The organism is Spirosoma sp. KUDC1026, assembly GCF_013375035.1.
In the GTDB taxonomy this organism is placed as follows: Bacteria; Bacteroidota; Bacteroidia; order Cytophagales; family Spirosomataceae; genus Spirosoma.
In genome coordinates this window covers 2,998,856-3,015,497 of record NZ_CP056032.1, presented here as the reverse complement: position 1 = coordinate 3,015,497, position 16,642 = coordinate 2,998,856, and the positions used below count along the sequence as shown (strand labels likewise).

Annotated in this window: 12 protein-coding genes; 2 read left to right on the top strand and 10 right to left on the bottom strand. The window is 54.2% G+C overall.

Going from position 1 to position 16,642, the window contains the following annotated elements:
- Nucleotides 1-14 precede the first annotated feature (14 nt).
- From HU175_RS12630 to kdpB, 4 genes are all read right to left on the bottom strand, one after another.
- Entirely contained in the window at nucleotides 15-1,145 is a 1,131-nt protein-coding gene (locus HU175_RS12630) for a sensor protein KdpD (protein WP_176566944.1), read from the bottom strand.
- 107 nt (nucleotides 1,146-1,252) lie between these two features.
- A complete protein-coding gene (locus HU175_RS12625; RefSeq protein ID WP_176566943.1) occupies nucleotides 1,253-2,389 on the bottom strand; it encodes a porin in 1,137 nt (378 codons plus the stop codon).
- A gap of 155 nt (nucleotides 2,390-2,544) precedes the next feature.
- Nucleotides 2,545-3,108, bottom strand: coding sequence for a K(+)-transporting ATPase subunit C (locus HU175_RS12620; protein ID WP_176566942.1), 564 nt, complete (start codon nucleotides 3,106-3,108; stop codon nucleotides 2,545-2,547).
- 108 nt (nucleotides 3,109-3,216) lie between these two features.
- The gene (gene kdpB, locus HU175_RS12615; protein ID WP_176566941.1) at nucleotides 3,217-5,301 is read right to left on the bottom strand and encodes a potassium-transporting ATPase subunit KdpB; all 2,085 of its coding nucleotides are present in this window, start codon (nucleotides 5,299-5,301) and stop codon (nucleotides 3,217-3,219) included.
- Between the two features lie 11 nt (nucleotides 5,302-5,312).
- Between kdpB and HU175_RS12610 the strand changes: the two genes are divergently transcribed.
- Both HU175_RS12610 and HU175_RS12605 read left to right on the top strand, forming a co-directional pair.
- Nucleotides 5,313-5,630 (top strand): hypothetical protein, encoded by a 318-nt coding sequence (locus HU175_RS12610; protein ID WP_176566940.1) that lies wholly within the window; start codon nucleotides 5,313-5,315, stop codon nucleotides 5,628-5,630.
- A complete protein-coding gene (locus HU175_RS12605; protein WP_176566939.1) occupies nucleotides 5,627-5,977 on the top strand; it encodes a DUF6516 family protein in 351 nt (116 codons plus the stop codon). Before HU175_RS12610 ends, HU175_RS12605 begins: the two co-directional genes overlap by 4 nt.
- Here HU175_RS12605 and kdpA read toward each other — a convergent pair.
- The 6 genes from kdpA to HU175_RS12575 form a co-directional block, all read right to left on the bottom strand.
- Nucleotides 5,964-7,709, bottom strand: a complete 1,746-nt coding sequence (gene kdpA / locus HU175_RS12600) for a potassium-transporting ATPase subunit KdpA (RefSeq protein WP_176566938.1) — start codon at nucleotides 7,707-7,709, stop codon at nucleotides 5,964-5,966. The two genes, HU175_RS12605 and kdpA, sit on opposite strands and share 14 nt — an antisense overlap.
- Before the next feature lie 61 nt (nucleotides 7,710-7,770).
- On the bottom strand, nucleotides 7,771-7,893 hold the full coding sequence (locus HU175_RS12595) for a potassium-transporting ATPase subunit F (protein ID WP_228724142.1): 123 nt from the start codon (nucleotides 7,891-7,893) through the stop codon (nucleotides 7,771-7,773).
- Between the two features lie 269 nt (nucleotides 7,894-8,162).
- Nucleotides 8,163-10,133, bottom strand: a complete 1,971-nt coding sequence (locus tag HU175_RS12590) for a KUP/HAK/KT family potassium transporter (protein ID WP_176566937.1) — start codon at nucleotides 10,131-10,133, stop codon at nucleotides 8,163-8,165.
- Between the two features lie 76 nt (nucleotides 10,134-10,209).
- A complete protein-coding gene (locus HU175_RS12585; protein ID WP_176566936.1) occupies nucleotides 10,210-11,574 on the bottom strand; it encodes a sigma-54-dependent transcriptional regulator in 1,365 nt (454 codons plus the stop codon).
- Nucleotides 11,575-11,641: 67 nt separating this feature from the next.
- The gene (locus HU175_RS12580; RefSeq protein ID WP_176566935.1) at nucleotides 11,642-15,004 is read right to left on the bottom strand and encodes a VCBS repeat-containing protein; all 3,363 of its coding nucleotides are present in this window, start codon (nucleotides 15,002-15,004) and stop codon (nucleotides 11,642-11,644) included.
- A gap of 68 nt (nucleotides 15,005-15,072) precedes the next feature.
- Nucleotides 15,073-16,629 carry a SusD/RagB family nutrient-binding outer membrane lipoprotein gene (locus HU175_RS12575; protein WP_228724141.1) on the bottom strand — a complete coding sequence of 519 codons (1,557 nt, stop codon included), beginning with the start codon at nucleotides 16,627-16,629 and terminating at the stop codon, nucleotides 15,073-15,075.
- Nucleotides 16,630-16,642 lie beyond the last annotated feature (13 nt).

Below are 16,642 nucleotides of genomic sequence, written 5' to 3'. Positions count from 1 at the left end.
TCATTCACAATTCGCTAGGATAGAATGATCAAATCCGTGTCGGAGTCGGCGAGTTTATTGAGTAGTTGATTAAAGGCGTTGGTACGCAAAATAATCTGAATCAGGCTGAAATGCGGTTTGCCGATGCAGAGTGTCGTTACGTTGCGTTGCTTAATCTCCTCCATTATACTGTTGAAAATATGATCGCTTTTGACCTGAACTACCTCGGCCCCCAGTTCGGTGGCCAGCTTCAGGTTGTTGATCAGGTGCCGCTGCACGTCGAGCTTAATCCGGTCGGCACTCTCCGAAGGCGTCTGCACGTACAGTACAAACCAGCGCGAATTATAGTAAGCCGCCAGCCGGGCCGTTTTGCGGATAACGCGCCGGGCCGTCTGATGATTACTACTGATAGCCGCCAGAAACCGCTCGTTCTTGGGCTGCGTCCCCGGCGGCAGGATCGTGTCAATCTTTCGCTCGACGGCCGACGCTACTTCGCGCAGGGCCAGTTCACGCAGCTGTAAAATTTTCTCCGACTGGAAAAAATTTTGCAGTGCCGTCTGCACCTTGCCGGGGTCGTAAATCTTACCTTCCCTGAGCCGGGCAATTAGCTCGTCGGCGGTCAGATCGATGTTGACGACCTCATCGGCAGCTTGCAGCACTTTGTCGGGCACGCGCTCGGTAACGTCGATACCCGTAATGGCGTGAACCTCATCGTACAGACTTTCGATATGCTGAATGTTGACCGCGCTGATGACGTTGACTCCCGCGTCGAGAATCTCGAATACGTCCTGCCAGCGCTTCTCATTTTTTGAACCGGGAATGTTCGTATGCGCCAGTTCATCGACAATCACGATCTCGGGGTGTCGGTTCAGCACCGCCTGCACATCCATCTCTTCCAGCTCTCGCCCTTTGTAGAACAGCTTCCGGCGCGGAATAATCGGCAGCCCGTCGATCAGTACGTGCGTTTCGGCCCGGTTATGCGTTTCAACAAAGCCGATCTGGACGTCGATACCACTACGCAGCAGCGCATGGGCCTCCTGCAACATTCGGTAGGTCTTACCCACGCCCGCACTCATGCCAATGTATACCTTGAACTTCCCCCGACGCGACTGCTGAATGAGCCGGAGGAAATTGTCAGCCGATTGATCGCGTTGGTCAGGGAGCATGTCGGTTTATACTAATTGACCCCACCCTAACCCCTCCCCGTTAGGGTGGGGCCTAAAAATCAGTGATGGGCAAAGCCCCTCCCTAACGGGGAGGGGGTGGGGTTGCTCTAAAAACTAATGGCCAGGCTGGTTGTCAGCGACGTATTGCTTTTGCTTAGCCCCGTACTGGTTGAAAAAATAGCGTCTTTGCTGTCGTACATTTTTCCTTCGACGCGGAACAACGCGTTTGGCAGGATCGCGTAATCGTAGCCCAGCGAGTAACCCAAAGTCTGAAATCCGTTGGCCGTAGCCGTCGCAATGATTACCCCGTTCTTATCGTCGTAATACTCCACTCGACCGTTGAGGTAACTCCTGTCGGATGTTTTGTAGCGGGCAATAATGACGGGGGAATACCAGATATAGGAGCCACTGCCTGCCCGCTCACCGGTTCGGGTATCAACAACCGGTTTACGGTCGGCACCGATGTCGAAGCCGAGGATTACCCCAAACTTACCCGTCGGGTTGATAATGGCGTACAGGTTATTGAAGAAGCGACCCTGCTTCAGCGAGTCCGGTCGGTCGCTGCCCAGGAAGCTACTCCAGTTCAGGGTCACCATCGACGACGGGCGGTATTGCACCTGCGTACTGATAGCCATGCCGCTATAACCCGGCAGTTTGGCAATGCGCTGCCAGCCATTGAGTACTGAGCCCAGCAGTGTCCACTTACCATTCGGGGTATTGTAAGTCACCTTCGCACCAGACAGGTAGTAGGGCGAATTTTCGGCTAGTATACTGCGGGTCAGCGTCCAGCAGTCTTTTGAGATAGCGCTTTCGAAGCCGATGTGTGAGGAGAATATCCCCGCGTCGAGCCACAGGTCTCGGTTCTTGGCCAGCTTCACGCCCGCGTTCGCTTCGAACACGTTTTTTAGTAGTCCCTGCTCGGCCGCATAGTTGTATTGCGCATATGTACCGACCTGTACCGCCAGATTCGCCCGTAGCCGCTCTGCGGTGTAGGCAGCTTTCAGAAACGCCAGGTTGATATTGACTTCCCGATTCCGCTTATGATTATACAGAAAGCCGGGACGCTCCTGATCGGTTTTTGGCGCCGTAAAATCGTGGGTATAGTACGCTTCGACATACCCCGACATTGTTAGGCCGGAATTTGGCGCAGCCGATGTAGTCGTTGTATCAGTTGTTTGAGCAATGGCCGACGCCGTTAGTAACGGCACAGCAGCAAGGGAGAAAAATTGGGCAATACGTTTCATGGTTGGTGGTCCGCACAGGACGGACTCGTTGGTTTTGTTGTATTCAGCAAAAACTCAAATGATCGTCAGCCGACCGTCTCGACCCTTTCGGCTTGCCGGGACAGTCGGTCGACGCTATGAACTCTATGATTCCCCGGACGAACCGGCGCATCAAGTTAGCGGATTTGGTCGAGGGCGACGTTCAGTTTCAGCACGTTCACAGTCGACGGCCCAAATAGCCCCAGTAGCGGACCGCTTGTGTTCGCATCGACCAGTTGATTCAACCGTTCCGCTGACAGACCACGCACTTTCGCGATACGGGCGACCTGAATTTTAGCCGCTGCGGGCGACAGATCGGGGTCGAGACCGGAGCCGGATGCCGTTACCAGCTCGGCCGGGATATCGGCTTTCGTCACCGTTGGGTTATGAACCAGAAAGGTGTCGATACGGGCCTGCACCGTTTTCAGGTAATCGGGGTTCGACGGGCCTTTGTTCGAGCCGGCCGAGCCAGCCGCATTGTACTCAACCGCCGACGGACGTGAGTTGAAGTAGCGATCGTCGGTGAATTTCTGCCCGATCAGCGCATAGCCGACAACCCGGCCTTTCGCTTCGACGGTAACGCCTTTACCACCACCAGGCGCCAGCTTGGCAATTCCCGCTACTACGAGCGGATAGATAACGGACGTAAGAATGAGCATGACTACGGTCAGGCGTATGGCAGGAATGAGATTCGTTTTCATGGTTATTGGGATGAAAGAAGAAAGACGTTTGACGAAAGAGGGGTGTATTTTACCGGCTCTCTCAGCGACTATCTTTCTTCTTTTGTCTGTTTTCTTTCTTCTACGCTTTTACACAAACAACCCGACCGCCAGATCAATCAGTTTGATACCGATGAAGGGAGCGATGACCCCACCCACCCCGTAGAGCAGCAGGTTCTGCCGCAGCAGCGCCGACGCCCCGATGGGTTTGTATTCGACACCGCGCAGCGCCAGCGGAATCAGCATCGGAATGATGATCGCGTTGAAAATAACCGCCGACAGGATAGCCGACTCGGCGCTATGCAGCCGCATGATGTTGATCGCCTGTAGCGCCGGAATCGACGTGATAAACAGCGCCGGTACGATAGCGAAATACTTGGCTACGTCGTTGGCGATACTGAAGGTTGTCAGGGTGCCGCGCGTAATCAGCAGCTGCTTGCCAATTTCAACGACTTCGATCAGCTTAGTCGGGTCGTTGTCGAGGTCGACCATGTTACCGGCTTCCTTGGCAGCCTGCGTACCCGAGTTCATGGCCACACCCACATCGGCCTGAGCCAGTGCTGGCGCATCGTTGGTACCGTCGCCCATCATTGCCACCAGTTTACCGCCGTTTTGTTCATGGCGGATGTACTGCATCTTGTCTTCCGGCTTGGCTTCGGCAATGAAATCATCGACGCCTGCTTTCTCCGCGATAAACTTGGCTGTCAGCGGGTTATCGCCCGTTACCATCACCGTCTTGACACCCATCTTTCGCAGGCGGTCGAATCGCTCGGCGATACCGGGTTTGATGATATCCTGCAATTCGACCACGCCTTTCACTTCCTCGTTTTCCGTCACGACCAGCGGAGTGCCACCATTAGCCGCAATCTCCTTTGCTTTCGCATCAGTCTCCGCCGGGAAATGATTGCCGACGCGCTCGACGATGTTCCGAATCGAATCGGTCGCCCCTTTACGGATGCGTTCTCCTGTCGTTAAATCAATACCTGATGAACGCGTTTCGGCAGTGAACTTGATGAGTTTCGCCCCTTCGGTGTTCAGGTGACGCGTAACATCTTGTCCGGCCAGTTCGACAATTGATTTACCCTCGGGGGTTTCGTCGGCCAGCGAACTCAGGGCCGCAATCCGCACCATATCGGCCTGTTTGACGCCCGGTGCCGGGTAGAAGTTGGTCGCTTTCCGGTTGCCAATCGTAATCGTCCCCGTTTTGTCGAGCAACAGCGTATCGATGTCACCCGCCGTTTCCACCGCCCGCCCCGACTTCGCGATTACGTTGGCCCGCAGCGCCCGGTCCATACCAGCGATACCAATGGCCGACAGCAGTCCACCGATGGTGGTGGGAATCAGACAGACGAACAGGGAGATCAGGGCCGCAATCGTGATGGGCGTATTGGCATAATCAGCGAAGGGCTTGAGCGCAACGCAGACGATGATGAAGATCAGCGTAAAGCCCGCCAACAAAATCGTCAGCGCAATTTCATTCGGTGTCTTTTGTCGCGACGCGCCCTCGACCAGCGCAATCATCTTGTCGAGAAACGACTCCCCCGGCTGCGTCGTCACCTGTACTTTAATCCGGTCCGACAGCACTTTCGTACCGCCCGTCACCGACGATTTGTCACCACCCGCTTCGCGAATAACCGGTGCCGATTCACCCGTGATGGCCGACTCATCGATGGTAGCCAGCCCTTCGATGATTTCACCGTCCGACGGGATGATGTCGCCCGGCTCGCACAGGAAAACGTCGCCTTTTTTGAGCTGTGCCGACGAAATCGTCTGCACCGATCCGTCGGGGGTTCGGCCTTCCGACCGTTCATTCGTGTACATATTGCCCACGGCGCGAATCACTTTGGCGGGCGTTTCCTGCCGGGTTTTGCGGAGCGATTCGGCCTGCGCTTTCCCCCGGGCTTCGGCGATGGCTTCGGCAAAATTGGCGAACAGCAGCGTCAGCAGCAGAATCAGCGTAATGGTGATGTTGTAGCCCAGCGAGCCCTGCGTCTGATCGCCCGACACGCCGATGTATATCGTCACTAGCACCATGATCAGCGTACCGACTTCGACGGTAAACATAACCGGGTTCTTGATCAGAATCGCCGGGTTTAATTTGACAAATGACTCCCGGATGGCCGTTCGGACGAGGTCGCCCTGGAACAAACTGGGAGAAGAAGATTGGGTTGCCATTTTAGTTATCTTTGAAAAAACAGATTTTGGATATGACGGTCGAACAGGCTTCTATCGAGCAGGTGTTTCAGAAAGCAGGGTACTCATCGAGCACTGATTACGCCATCAAAAAGATGCAGGAAGAATTGCTGCGGGAACTCAAGGTGTGCAGCGACCGGATCGACGCATTTGAAGCGAAATACGGGATGCGCTACGAGGAGTTCGACAAGCGTTTCAACGAGCTGACCCAGTTTGGTTTATTTGAAAGGGAAGATGACATCATGGACTGGCGGGCTGAACTCGTCGTATTGAGAGGTGTTGAAAAACGACTGGCGAAACTGGTAAAATGAAGCACGACCTAAGTACATTCCACGCCATCATAGATGTCACCACGCCCCTTGATCCAATCGAACGTCCTGAACTGACTCAAGTTCGCGGTAGTATTACGTTCACAGATTCGTCGGTGCTCCACGTTCGCGAGAATTACATAACGGTATCCGGCTGGATCGACTATTCGTACCACTGGCAAACTGCCGATCATCAACTCATTCACCGTTGGGACAACGCCCACGAAGTACCGTTTTCCTCTTCGCCCCACCATCAACATATTGGTACAGAAGATAATGTGCATCCTTCGGAGCCGATGACGCTGACCGAGGTACTGACCATTATCGCCCAGCGCATTACTTCAGGCTGAAATACTCGGCCAGTGGACCCAGCGTGAGGGCCGGGAAGAACGACAGGGCCGTGATGATCATGATGACCGCAAAGACCATTAACCCGAACGTACCATTGTCCGTTGGCAGCGTTCCACTCGACTCCGGCACGTATTTCTTCTTGGCCAGCAAACCTGCTATGGCTACCGGGCCAATAATGGGGATGAAACGACCCAGCAACAGCACGATTCCCGTCGCGTAGTTCCAGAAGAAGTTATTGTCGCCCAGTCCTTCAAAGCCTGATCCGTTGTTAGCATTGGCCGACGTGAACTCGTAGAGCATCTCTGAGAAGCCGTGGTAGCCGGGCGGTTGGGCGTTCCCATTATTGAGCCAGGCCGACGGCTTCACCGCCCAGTCAGCTTCGGGGTAATTAACAAATATCCAGGCCGCCAGCGCCGTACCACCTTTGACGAGCAGCGTGCTGACGAGCGCCACAATCGACGCAATCTTGATCTCCCGCGCTTCCACTTTTCGACCAAAGAACTCCGGCGTCCGGCCCACCATCAGACCCGAAATAAAGACCGCAATAATCAGGAAGTAGTAGAAGTTCAGGATACCGACCCCGCAACCCCCATAGAATGCGTTGGTCATCATGCCCAGTAGTTGCATCATGCCCGATACCGGCATCGACGAATCGTGCATGGAGTTGACGGATCCTGTCGAGATAATTGTCGTTACGATACTCCAGTAGCCCGACGCCAGTGGTCCGAAACGAACTTCCTTGCCTTCCATGGCGCCAGTCGGTTGTGCCACGCCCATGCGCGCAATGGCTGGGTTACCGTGCAGTTCACTGATAAGCGTTGGCACCAGTAGCATCAGCATTCCGATCGTCATGACGCCGTAAATCATCAGCGCGAACTTCTTCCGGTTAATCAGGAAGCCCAGCGCGAAAATCATGGCAATCGGCAGTACGACCTGCGCAACCATTTCGGCCATGTTGGTCAGGTAGTTCGGGTTTTCGAGCGGATGCGCCGAGTTAGCACCGAAATAACCACCACCGTTGGTACCGATGTGTTTGATGGCAATCATGCCAGCCGCGGGTCCGCGTGATACGCCCACTGTATCCCCCTGCATCGTTACGATACTATCTTTACCATCGAAGCTGGCGGGCGTACCGTTAAATGCCAGAATAGCAGCCAATAGAAGCGACAGGGGCAGCAAAATCCGGGTAATGGACTTCACGAAGTAGACGTAGAAGTTACCGACCGTTTCCACGCTTTTTGGCAGGAACGATCGCACAATCAGTATCAACGCGGCAATACCCGTCGCGGCTGATACAAACATCAGGAAATTAATTACGATAGTCTGCGTCAGGTACGTAAGGCCCGATTCGCCGGAGTAGTGTTGCAAGTTACAGTTGACCACAAAACTGATGGCCGTGTTGAATGCCAGGTCCGGCGTCATCGATGGGTTACCGTCGGGATTGAGCGGTAAGCTTCCCTGCACCAGAAATAGTACAAATGCGTAAATCAGCCAGACGGCGTTAATCGTCAGCAGCGCCAGCAGGTTAGCTTTCCAGCTCATATCCTGCGTTTCATCGATACCGCCAAGCCGGTAAATCAGCCGCTCGACGGGTCGCATAAAGTCAAAAGCCGGGCCGCCGTTGCGGTTGGGCTTATCAGCGAACACGTTCGCGACGAATTTGCCCAGTGGAATCGCCAGCAGCACGGTCAGTCCGTACATCACTGCGATGCCTGTCCATTCAGAAAACATAATAAGCGAATGAGTGAATTGTGCCACAATGGAATTGAATGAGCGAATTGATGCTTTCGCTCTAGAAATTCTCTGGTTTGATGAGGACGTAGAGCATGTACGCGAATACCAGCAGGGCTACGACAAACAGGAGCGTAATCATGGGGAGGTCAGATTGCAATTGACTTAAATATGTTCGAACCATTCAATGGCTTTGTAGAAGACGAGAAAGCAGAGCAGAGCCGAACCAATCAGAATCAGGAGAGTACTCATTGTTTTGAACTTGTTAGGTTGATTTGTCCTGGTAGTGCCAAAAAACAGTCCAATCTTTCTCACCCATCAAGCCATACCAACAAATGACTGATAAACAGCCACTTAAAAATTCAACTAATCAATAACAGCTGGATAAGGCAAAAAAAGACCTTTCCAAAATGGAAAGGTCTTTTTCATTCTGAAAATCCAGAATGGCAGTGACTACTGCTCGTTGGAGATCTGTTTAAATTGCGAAGGGATACGATATAAGGGTAGTTTCCGGGGAGTACTGAGCACCAACGGTACGGCTTCCGTCGTTACGTTGCTGGTATCGAGGCCGTAGGCCTCCTGCGCCGTTAGGGCAATGCGTTTGAGAAGCAGGTAGCCCGTCATAATCAGTCGTTGGTAGTTGGTCAGCTCGTTGTCGTAGGACAGGAAGCGACGGAACAGCACAAACCGGAAATCGCCCGCAATCCGATGCACATTCAGCGACTGGTATTTGGTCTCAATGGTTACTTCGTTGTTAGCAACCATGTCATGAACCACCTGCCGAAATAGCAGATTCAGGCGGGGTTCGATGCGGAATCCCAGGTAGAACGTAACGAAGTAAGCGTCTTCACGAGCCAGTGTATCCACTTTATAACGCATCACGTAGGGTTCATCTTCAACGCATACGTGAATAAACCAGTAGATGTCAGCCCGCTTGGGCGCCCGGTTTAAAATCGAGAACAGGGTTTCATTTTCGATCTGATTGTAGTTCTCTGCAGTCGTCAGATACACCAGGTGCGTCGAAAATTTAGGAATACTTGTATCATTACTCAGCGCTTTTAGTACCGGCAGGTTACTAGGCAGCGTATCGTAATGCGTCAATCGGTTTATCAATCCCTTGCCCTGATACCAGAACACCATCATGGTCATCAGCAGCAGTCCCAGCGTAACCGATATCCAGCCGCCTTCCTCAAACTTTACCAGATTGGCGATCAGAAAGGTACTTTCAACGGTCAGAAATATTCCCGTCAGCAATACGATCAATACTGTATTGACCCGCTTCACCCGCAGATAGGCGCTGATCAGCAAAGTCGACATCAGCATTGTCAGCGTTACGGCCAGACCAAAAGCGGCTTCCATGTTTTTAGACTCCCGGAAGTGCAGCACGATCAGAATACAACCGACCATCAGGCCCCAGTTCACGAACGGTACGTAGAGCTGCCCCCGCTCGTCGGACGGGTAGGCCACGCGCTGACGGGGCCAGAAATCCAGTCGCATGGCTTCACCCACCAGTGTAAAGGCCCCGCTGATCAGTGCCTGCGAGGCAATGATGGTTGCCATCGTTGCCAGAATGATGCTGAATACGGTTAATGACGCTGGCACAGTACTGTAAAACGCCCCTGATTCGCTGATCGGTTCGCCCAGATGCTGCATCAGGAAAGCAGTCTGCCCGGCGTAAGACAACAGTAGGGTGACCTTCACGTACACCCAGCTCACCCGGATATTACCCCTACCACAGTGGCCCATGTCGGAATACAGCGCTTCGGCCCCCGTCGTACACAGGAAAATGCCACCCAGTAGCCAGAATCCTCCCGGATATTGGGTTAGCATTCGCCAGCCGTATAGTGGATTGATGGCTTTCAGTACCGACGGCTCACTCAGCAACGCGTAGAAACCGACGGCACCAATGAAGGTAAACCAGACCAGCATGATCGGCCCGAACAATCGCCCCAACTGCTTTGTCCCGAACTGCTGGCCAACGAACAACGCAATCAGAATTCCTATTATGATGGGCTCCGTATCGAGTTCAGGGTAAAAAATCAATAACCCCTCAATGGCCGACGATACAGAGATAGGTGGTGTGATCAGACCATCTGCCAGCAGAAAAGCCCCTCCTACTATGGCCGGCACCATCAGCCAGCGCCCCGAATACCGACGAACCAGGGCATAGAGGGAGAAAATCCCGCCCTCCCCTTTATTGTCAGCGCGCAGGGTAATGATGACGTACTTGATTGTTGTCTGCAGCGTCAGGGTCCAGATAATGCAGGACAGCGCGCCCAGCACTAGCGTTTCGTTTAGTGCATGACCGCGAACGACGGCAGTGATGGTATAGAGTGGTGAGGTCCCGATGTCGCCAAAGACAATACCGATGGCAATCAATAACCCCTGGGGAGATACTCTATCGACAGTAGTATGCGAAGTCATGAGGAAAAAATTCCTTACGTATTACTCTCAGCCCGGATTTCTGTTCAAAAAATATAGCTGACGACAGTCAACGCGATCAGATCGGCGAATCACTCTCGGCTAGTTTACGGTAAAGGCTCGTCAGACCAATACCCAGTAGTCGGGCGGCCTCGGCTTTGTTACCCTGCGTGTGTTGCAGAGCCCGTTTGATCTGCCGCTGTTCCAGTTCGGCCAGGTTGAACGTATTTTCGTCGGAAACAGTCTTACCTCCCCTTGCCCCGGCTGGCTCAGTCAGTTGCATATCATAGGGCAGGTAATCGGGCAATAGTATTGACTCATCAGCCAGAATGACGGCACGTTCAATGACGTTTTTCAACTCCCGGATATTCCCTTTCCAGGGTTGTCGTTGCAGCAACTGGACAAACTCGGGACTAAGCTGCAGGTTCCGCTTACCCAGTTTGGCGGCCTGCTGCACCACAAAGTGCCGGGCCAGTTCCGCAATGTCGTTCGGGCGGCTACGTAATGGCGGCAGTTCGATCGTGAACACAGACAGGCGATAATAAAGATCCGGGCGAAACAGACCCGCTTCGGCGTCCCGAGCCAGACTTCGGTTGGTAGCCGCCAGCACACGTACATCTACTTTGGTGGGTTTGGTATCGCCCACCCGCAGAAATTCGTGGGTTTCCAGCACCCGCAGGAGTTTAGCCTGCAATTCGAGCGGCATCTCGCCAATCTCATCCAGGAAAATAGTTCCTTTATTCGCTTCGGCGAACAGTCCTTTCTGATCGCGGCCCGCTCCCGTAAACGCCCCCGCCCGGTGCCCGAACAGTTCACTTTCCAGAATATCCTTGCCCAGCGCCCCGCAATTGATGGCCACGAAAGGACCGGTCCGGCGCGGACTGGCGTTATGGATGGCCTGCGCGAACACTTCTTTGCCCGTTCCGGTCTCGCCGGTCAGTAATACCGTCGTATCTGTACCCGCAACCTTTTGCGCCAGATCGATGGCCCGGTGAATGGCAGGTGAATCGCCGATGATGCGATCGAAACCGTAGCGCTGGCTTACCTGCGCTTCCAGTTGCTGAATCCGAAACTGCAGATTGGCCTTATCAACGGCCCGACTCACCAGCGGAATGATTCGGTCGTTGTCATCGCCCTTGGTAATGTAATCAAACGCCCCATTCTTGATGGCCGTTACGCCGTCGGCGATGGTACCGTAGGCCGTCAGCAAAATAATTTCAGTGGCGGGATACAGTTGTTTGATCTGCGCCGACAGCTCGATTCCGTTCTTGTCCGGCAGCTTGACATCGCAGATCACCAGCTGCACCTCCGACTGCTCCAGGAGTTTCAACCCAGACTTTGCGTCACCGGCTTCCAGCAGGGTATATCCTTCCAGTTGCAGAATACGCGCCAGGAGTTGACGAAGTTTGGCTTCGTCATCGATAATCAGAATAGTAGCAGGCATAGCTCGGTCGACTTCAAACGTCGGCAGCAAACTTACACCAAATGGCTTTCTTCCGATTGAAGACGTGTCATAAATTAAGTGGTCGGCCCGCGGTCTTCGGCTGTGTCAGCAGAAGCAGAGGAGCATCGTTGCTGCCCACAACTAACTCATTATCACTGAGCCGAGCGATTCCGCGTACATTGGTTCGCCCACCCGCGTTGGCAACAAACTGAAACTGGTGATTCGTATTTTCGAACACGGGCAGGTAGCTGGCATCCGACTGCCCGATCCGGACGCGGGTATGGGTCAGGTTGCCCCCCATCACCAAATCCAGGTCCCCATCATGGTCATAGTCGAACGGCTCGATGGCGAAAATAGGCGCAAACTGAGCCTGAACGGGTAGCCGATGCGCCACAAAGCGGCCGTTCTGGTTTTCCCAGTACGTTGTCGCCATCCAGTTAGCCGTATTTTGCGACGCGCGTTTCAATTCTTCCGGCTTGAACAGGTCAGTCAACGTAGCGTTGGCATACTGCGTGTAGTCCGGGAAACGACCTTTCAGCATGGCCACCTGGCTCAATGCTTCGTCCCGGCTGGCGTAAGGGTAACTTTTGTTGCCAACGTAGTACGCCAGGAACGGGTCAATGTTTCCGTCGTTGTCGAAATCACTGTACGTGAGCGTGACGGGCGTGCGGGTCGAAGCTTTCCACTGCGTATTCAGGCCGTAGTTGCCCGCTACCACATCCATGTCACCATCCTTGTCAAAGTCCGCGACGGCCAGGCAATTCCACCAGCCCTCGGTATTCGCCGGAAACCACTGCACCGACTGATCCGTCAGTTTACCTTTCTGGTTAATCAGTACGGTCATGGGCATCCACTCTCCCGCCAGCACCAGATCCGGCCAGCCATCCCGGTTGATGTCAGCGGCCCGGGCATCGCACACCAGCCCCAGCTTTTCGGCATTGCCCAGGCAGATCGGCGTGGCATCCGTGAAATGACCGTGCCCATCGTTCAGCAGCACGCTGCTCCGGGCTACCGTCGGGTAGTTTCCCGGCACAAACCGGGCGCCCACAAACAGGTCAAGATCCCCGTCATGGTCAACGTCAAAGGGTGTAACGCAGGCACCTGCTACGGTTTCTTTCGGAAGGGCATTCACCGCTTTGGTGAAGTTCCCCCTGCCGTCGCCTAGGTAGAGCCGATCCTGCAGTAATGGATCATTCTGGGCAAATGGGTACCCACCACTCACGACGTATACATCCAGATCACCATCTTTGTCGGCGTCAAAAAACGCGGCTGCCTCGTCCTGACTGCCCCGGTCCTGCTCGAAAGCCGACACGGACTGCTGGCGTAACGTACCGTCGGCCTGCTGCAGCCACAAAACCCCGGCCTGCCCTTTAGCGCCTGCTACGTACAGATCGTTCCGGCCGTCCTTGTTCACGTCGCCGGTAGCCAGCTTGGGACCGCTGTAAGAGAACTGATAGGGTAACAGTTGCTGCCGTTTAAAATCGTTGGTATCAATGGGCGTATGTCTCCATCCAGAAACGACGGTTTCGGCAAACAGGGCCGCTGATGGTTGAGGATACGTAAATACTTGTGTCGCATCTTCATAGCGAGGAGCCAGCACCTTGCTTGCGGGTACGTTGCGCACTAGTTGGGTATGACCATCGGGGTAGACAATCCGTACGGAATCGGCTTTTTGCTGACGGTTCAGACCAATCGTCAATGGGACGTACTGACACGATTGGAAACCGCGTACCGGCGAAAATTCCTGGTACTGCGCGTGGCCACCGGCATATACCCACACTTTGGTACCCGTCAGCTGACGCGCTGGGTTATTCTGTTGTAGATTGATGGTCAGGAACGTAGCGTTCCGGTCTTCAACGGCCTTATTCTGGTAGATAACCGCGGGGGCATTCATCGCGTTGGCAATCAGATCGAGGTCACCGTCGCTGTCCAGATCAGCGTAAGCCGCGCCATTCGCTTTTATAGCTCGGGTCAGGCCCCAGTCTTTCGTTACGTCGGTAAAGGTCAGGTCGGCATTGTTACGAAATAGAAACCCACCTACGTCAATAGACGGCATCCGGTCGAGGATCTGGTCGACTGACGCACCCTGCCCGGTTTCGCGGGCCTTCACCCGCTCGTCGACCGTAAATTTCAGGAACTCCATGTTGGTGTAATCCTTCTCATAGCCGTTTGTAACAAATAGATCCTTCCAGCCATCGCCGTCGTAATCAGCCAGCAGCGCCGACCAGCTCCAGTCGGTATTGGCGATACCAGACAACTGACCAATCTCCGAAAAGGTAGGCATCGCCAGGCCGTTTTCGGAAGTCGTTACGCCGTTGTTCAGCTGCAGCATATTCCGCATGGTCTGGGGGTGAAATCCGGCATCCAGCAGCATGCGGTATTTGTCGTAGTTATCGTCACCCGAGGAGAGTTTGATCCGTTCGTTCGTTGCCGGTAGCATGTCCAGCGTCAGGATATCGGGCCGGGCGTCGTTGTTGATGTCGGCCACGTCGGAGCCCATCGAGAACAGTGACGTATGGCCTGTTGCCTCTCGCGCTACGTTGCGAAATGAGGGTTTACCCGGCCCGTGTTGGCCGGTATTCAGGTAGAGATAGTCCTCTTCGTTGAAATCATTTGATACGTACAGGTCCGGCCAGCCATCGGCGTTCACGTCCGACACGGCAATGCCCAGCCCGAAACTCAGTACGTTGTTGATCAGTCCCGACTGGGTCGATACGTCGGTGAAATGCGGCTTTTCATCGGGACCTTTATCGTTGCGATAAAGCTTGCTGCCGAAGCGGTTATCCTTCTCCTGCTTATACGAACCCAGGAGTTTGCTGAAACCAGCGTATTGCGGCAGGGAGTGATTCAGCACAAACAAGTCGGGATCGCCGTCGTGGTCGTAATCAAAAAAAGCGGCTTGGGTAGAGTACGATGCATCGGCAATGCCGTACTCAGCTGCGCGTTCCGAGAAGGTTGGCCCGCCGTTCAGCGTGTCTTTGTTGTTGATGAACAGGAGATTTCGGCGCAGGGTCGAATCGCCCATCGCCGAGCGGCAGACGTAAATATCCAGCCAACCGTCCTGATTCACATCGGCCAGCGTGACGCCCGTTTTCCAGCCATCAGTGGCCGCTACGCCTGCTTTATCGGTTACGTCGGTAAAGGTCAGGCCGCCCTGATTCAGATAGAGTCGGTTCGGGGTTTTGTTGCCGGTAAAGTAAATATCCGGTCGGCCGTCGTTGTTCAGATCACCCACCGCTACCCCCCCGCCATTGAAATAGTACGGGTAGTTCAGAACGTTATTTTCACCTTCCTGTTTGACGTCGTTCACGAACGTAATACCAGTTTGGTCAGCCGTCAGCTCGTTGAACAGGGGCGTTTCGCCGGATTGACAGGCCATTGCCAGACTTGTCATGCCTACGTAGAGCCAGCCATAAACTCGTTTAATCATACCTGAAATATAGCGAAAGCGGAGCCAATCCACTAAGGCTGACTCCGCTTTCTGAAGGGTACTTTAGATTAGTTTTTATCCCACCAGAGGGGGGTCGTTACTTTGTCGGGACCATTAATCAGCGATTCGGCTTTTTTGGCCTCTACCGTATTGGTCTGCTGCTCAACCAGCAGGATCGGAATCCGACGCAGCACCCCACCGGCTGGAATATCCGGGTTATCCGAATTCACTACCGGATACAGTTTCGGATAGCGCGTCCGGCGGTATTCGGCCCAGCCTTCAAAGCCATCCGGGAAGATAGCCAGCCATTTCTGGGTGCCAATCTGCTCACGCTGGATAGCTTCGGTAGCGCCCCAGGCAACCGGAATCGTGCTCAAGGGCGCCGATTTTAGGAAATCGTTCGGAGCCACCGGCGTTTTGGTGCTGGTCTGATAGGCAGTAATGGCCGCAGCGCTCGTTACGCCCCACTGGGTCAGTGACATAGCGATACCTTTGTTATAATAATCCTTCGCTGTACCACCCATATTCCAGCCGTTCAGGGCACCCTCCGCCATCAGGAAATAAGCCTCGGCGGTCGCCATTACGTTCTGAGCCGTTCCCAGACCAGTGGATGTCCACCGTTGCCCAACGTGCGAGTTGGCGTCAGCGGTATTAGCAGGATCGGTTAACTGAGTTGTTGCCAGCCCGTTACGTAGCCCTTCGTAGGTATTGGTTTTCACGGCTGGCAGGAAGTAAGTTGGCAGGCGTGGGTCCTCGTAGCCTTTCAGCACCGATTCCATGGCCGCACTCATCCGAAACTCGTTCCAGTCCGACATGATGGCCAGCCCGTTGTTGTCACCGCCTTTCGTGCTACGCGCCACTAGGGCATCATCGTCAGGGCTGGTGGTCAGGACGCCACCCGCCACCGCAGCTTCGGCTTCGGTTTTTGCCCGGGCCGGATCAACTTTCGAAATCCGCAGCGCCAGCCGGAGCCGGAGCGTATTGGCGAACTTGATCCATTTGTTTACATCGCCCCCATAGATCAGGTCGAATGAGCCGTATGGTTTTTCGGACGTTTTGGTTTTCAGCAACGTCGTAGCAGCTGCTAACTTCTTGAAGAAATCGTCGTAGATTTTGTCCTGCGCATCATAGGCTACCGACGTAGCGGGTTCGCCGGCTTTAAAATACGGGATCGGTCCAATGTAATCCGTCCAGCGGTGGAACGAGTATACCCACCAGATATTGGCCAGCGCATTCTCCGCCGAGTTGGCGTCCGTGCTGCTCATGATGGTTTTCAGCTGGGGCACCACCTCGGTGTACTGCGCGGTCCAGGGACCGCCCAGCCAGTCCATCCGGATCACGAACCGATCAGACGGGAAGTATGTAGCTACGCAGGCGAAATACTGCGCATACTGGTCGGAGAAGAGGTTCTGACCAACCTGATAGTTACCGCCGGGCAGTGTTGCTGCCGACTGCGCTTTCGAAAACAGGTAAGGAATTTCGCCCGCACCAATCGTAGAAATCTTCGTCTGGTTGGTGTTGATCTCGTCGAAATTCGTGGTGCAGCCAACAGCCCAGAACAACGGAGCCGATAGGCTTGCCGCCACAAGAGTCTGCCGCAAAAGCTTTTTATAGGGTGTCATCATGACGATAGTTTCG

Coding starts and splice junctions, on each gene's coding strand:
- HU175_RS12630 (WP_176566944.1), bottom strand. CDS start 1,145: ATGCTCCCTGACCAACGCGATCAATCGGCTGACAATTTCCTCCGGCTC.
- HU175_RS12625 (WP_176566943.1), bottom strand. CDS start 2,389: ATGAAACGTATTGCCCAATTTTTCTCCCTTGCTGCTGTGCCGTTACTA.
- HU175_RS12620 (WP_176566942.1), bottom strand. CDS start 3,108: ATGAAAACGAATCTCATTCCTGCCATACGCCTGACCGTAGTCATGCTC.
- kdpB (WP_176566941.1), bottom strand. CDS start 5,301: ATGGCAACCCAATCTTCTTCTCCCAGTTTGTTCCAGGGCGACCTCGTC.
- HU175_RS12605 (WP_176566939.1), top strand. CDS start 5,627: ATGAAGCACGACCTAAGTACATTCCACGCCATCATAGATGTCACCACG.
- kdpA (WP_176566938.1), bottom strand. CDS start 7,709: ATGTTTTCTGAATGGACAGGCATCGCAGTGATGTACGGACTGACCGTG.
- HU175_RS12595 (WP_228724142.1), bottom strand. CDS start 7,893: ATGGTTCGAACATATTTAAGTCAATTGCAATCTGACCTCCCCATGATT.
- HU175_RS12590 (WP_176566937.1), bottom strand. CDS start 10,133: ATGACTTCGCATACTACTGTCGATAGAGTATCTCCCCAGGGGTTATTG.
- HU175_RS12585 (WP_176566936.1), bottom strand. CDS start 11,574: ATGCCTGCTACTATTCTGATTATCGATGACGAAGCCAAACTTCGTCAA.
- HU175_RS12580 (WP_176566935.1), bottom strand. CDS start 15,004: ATGATTAAACGAGTTTATGGCTGGCTCTACGTAGGCATGACAAGTCTG.
- HU175_RS12575 (WP_228724141.1), bottom strand. CDS start 16,629: ATGATGACACCCTATAAAAAGCTTTTGCGGCAGACTCTTGTGGCGGCA.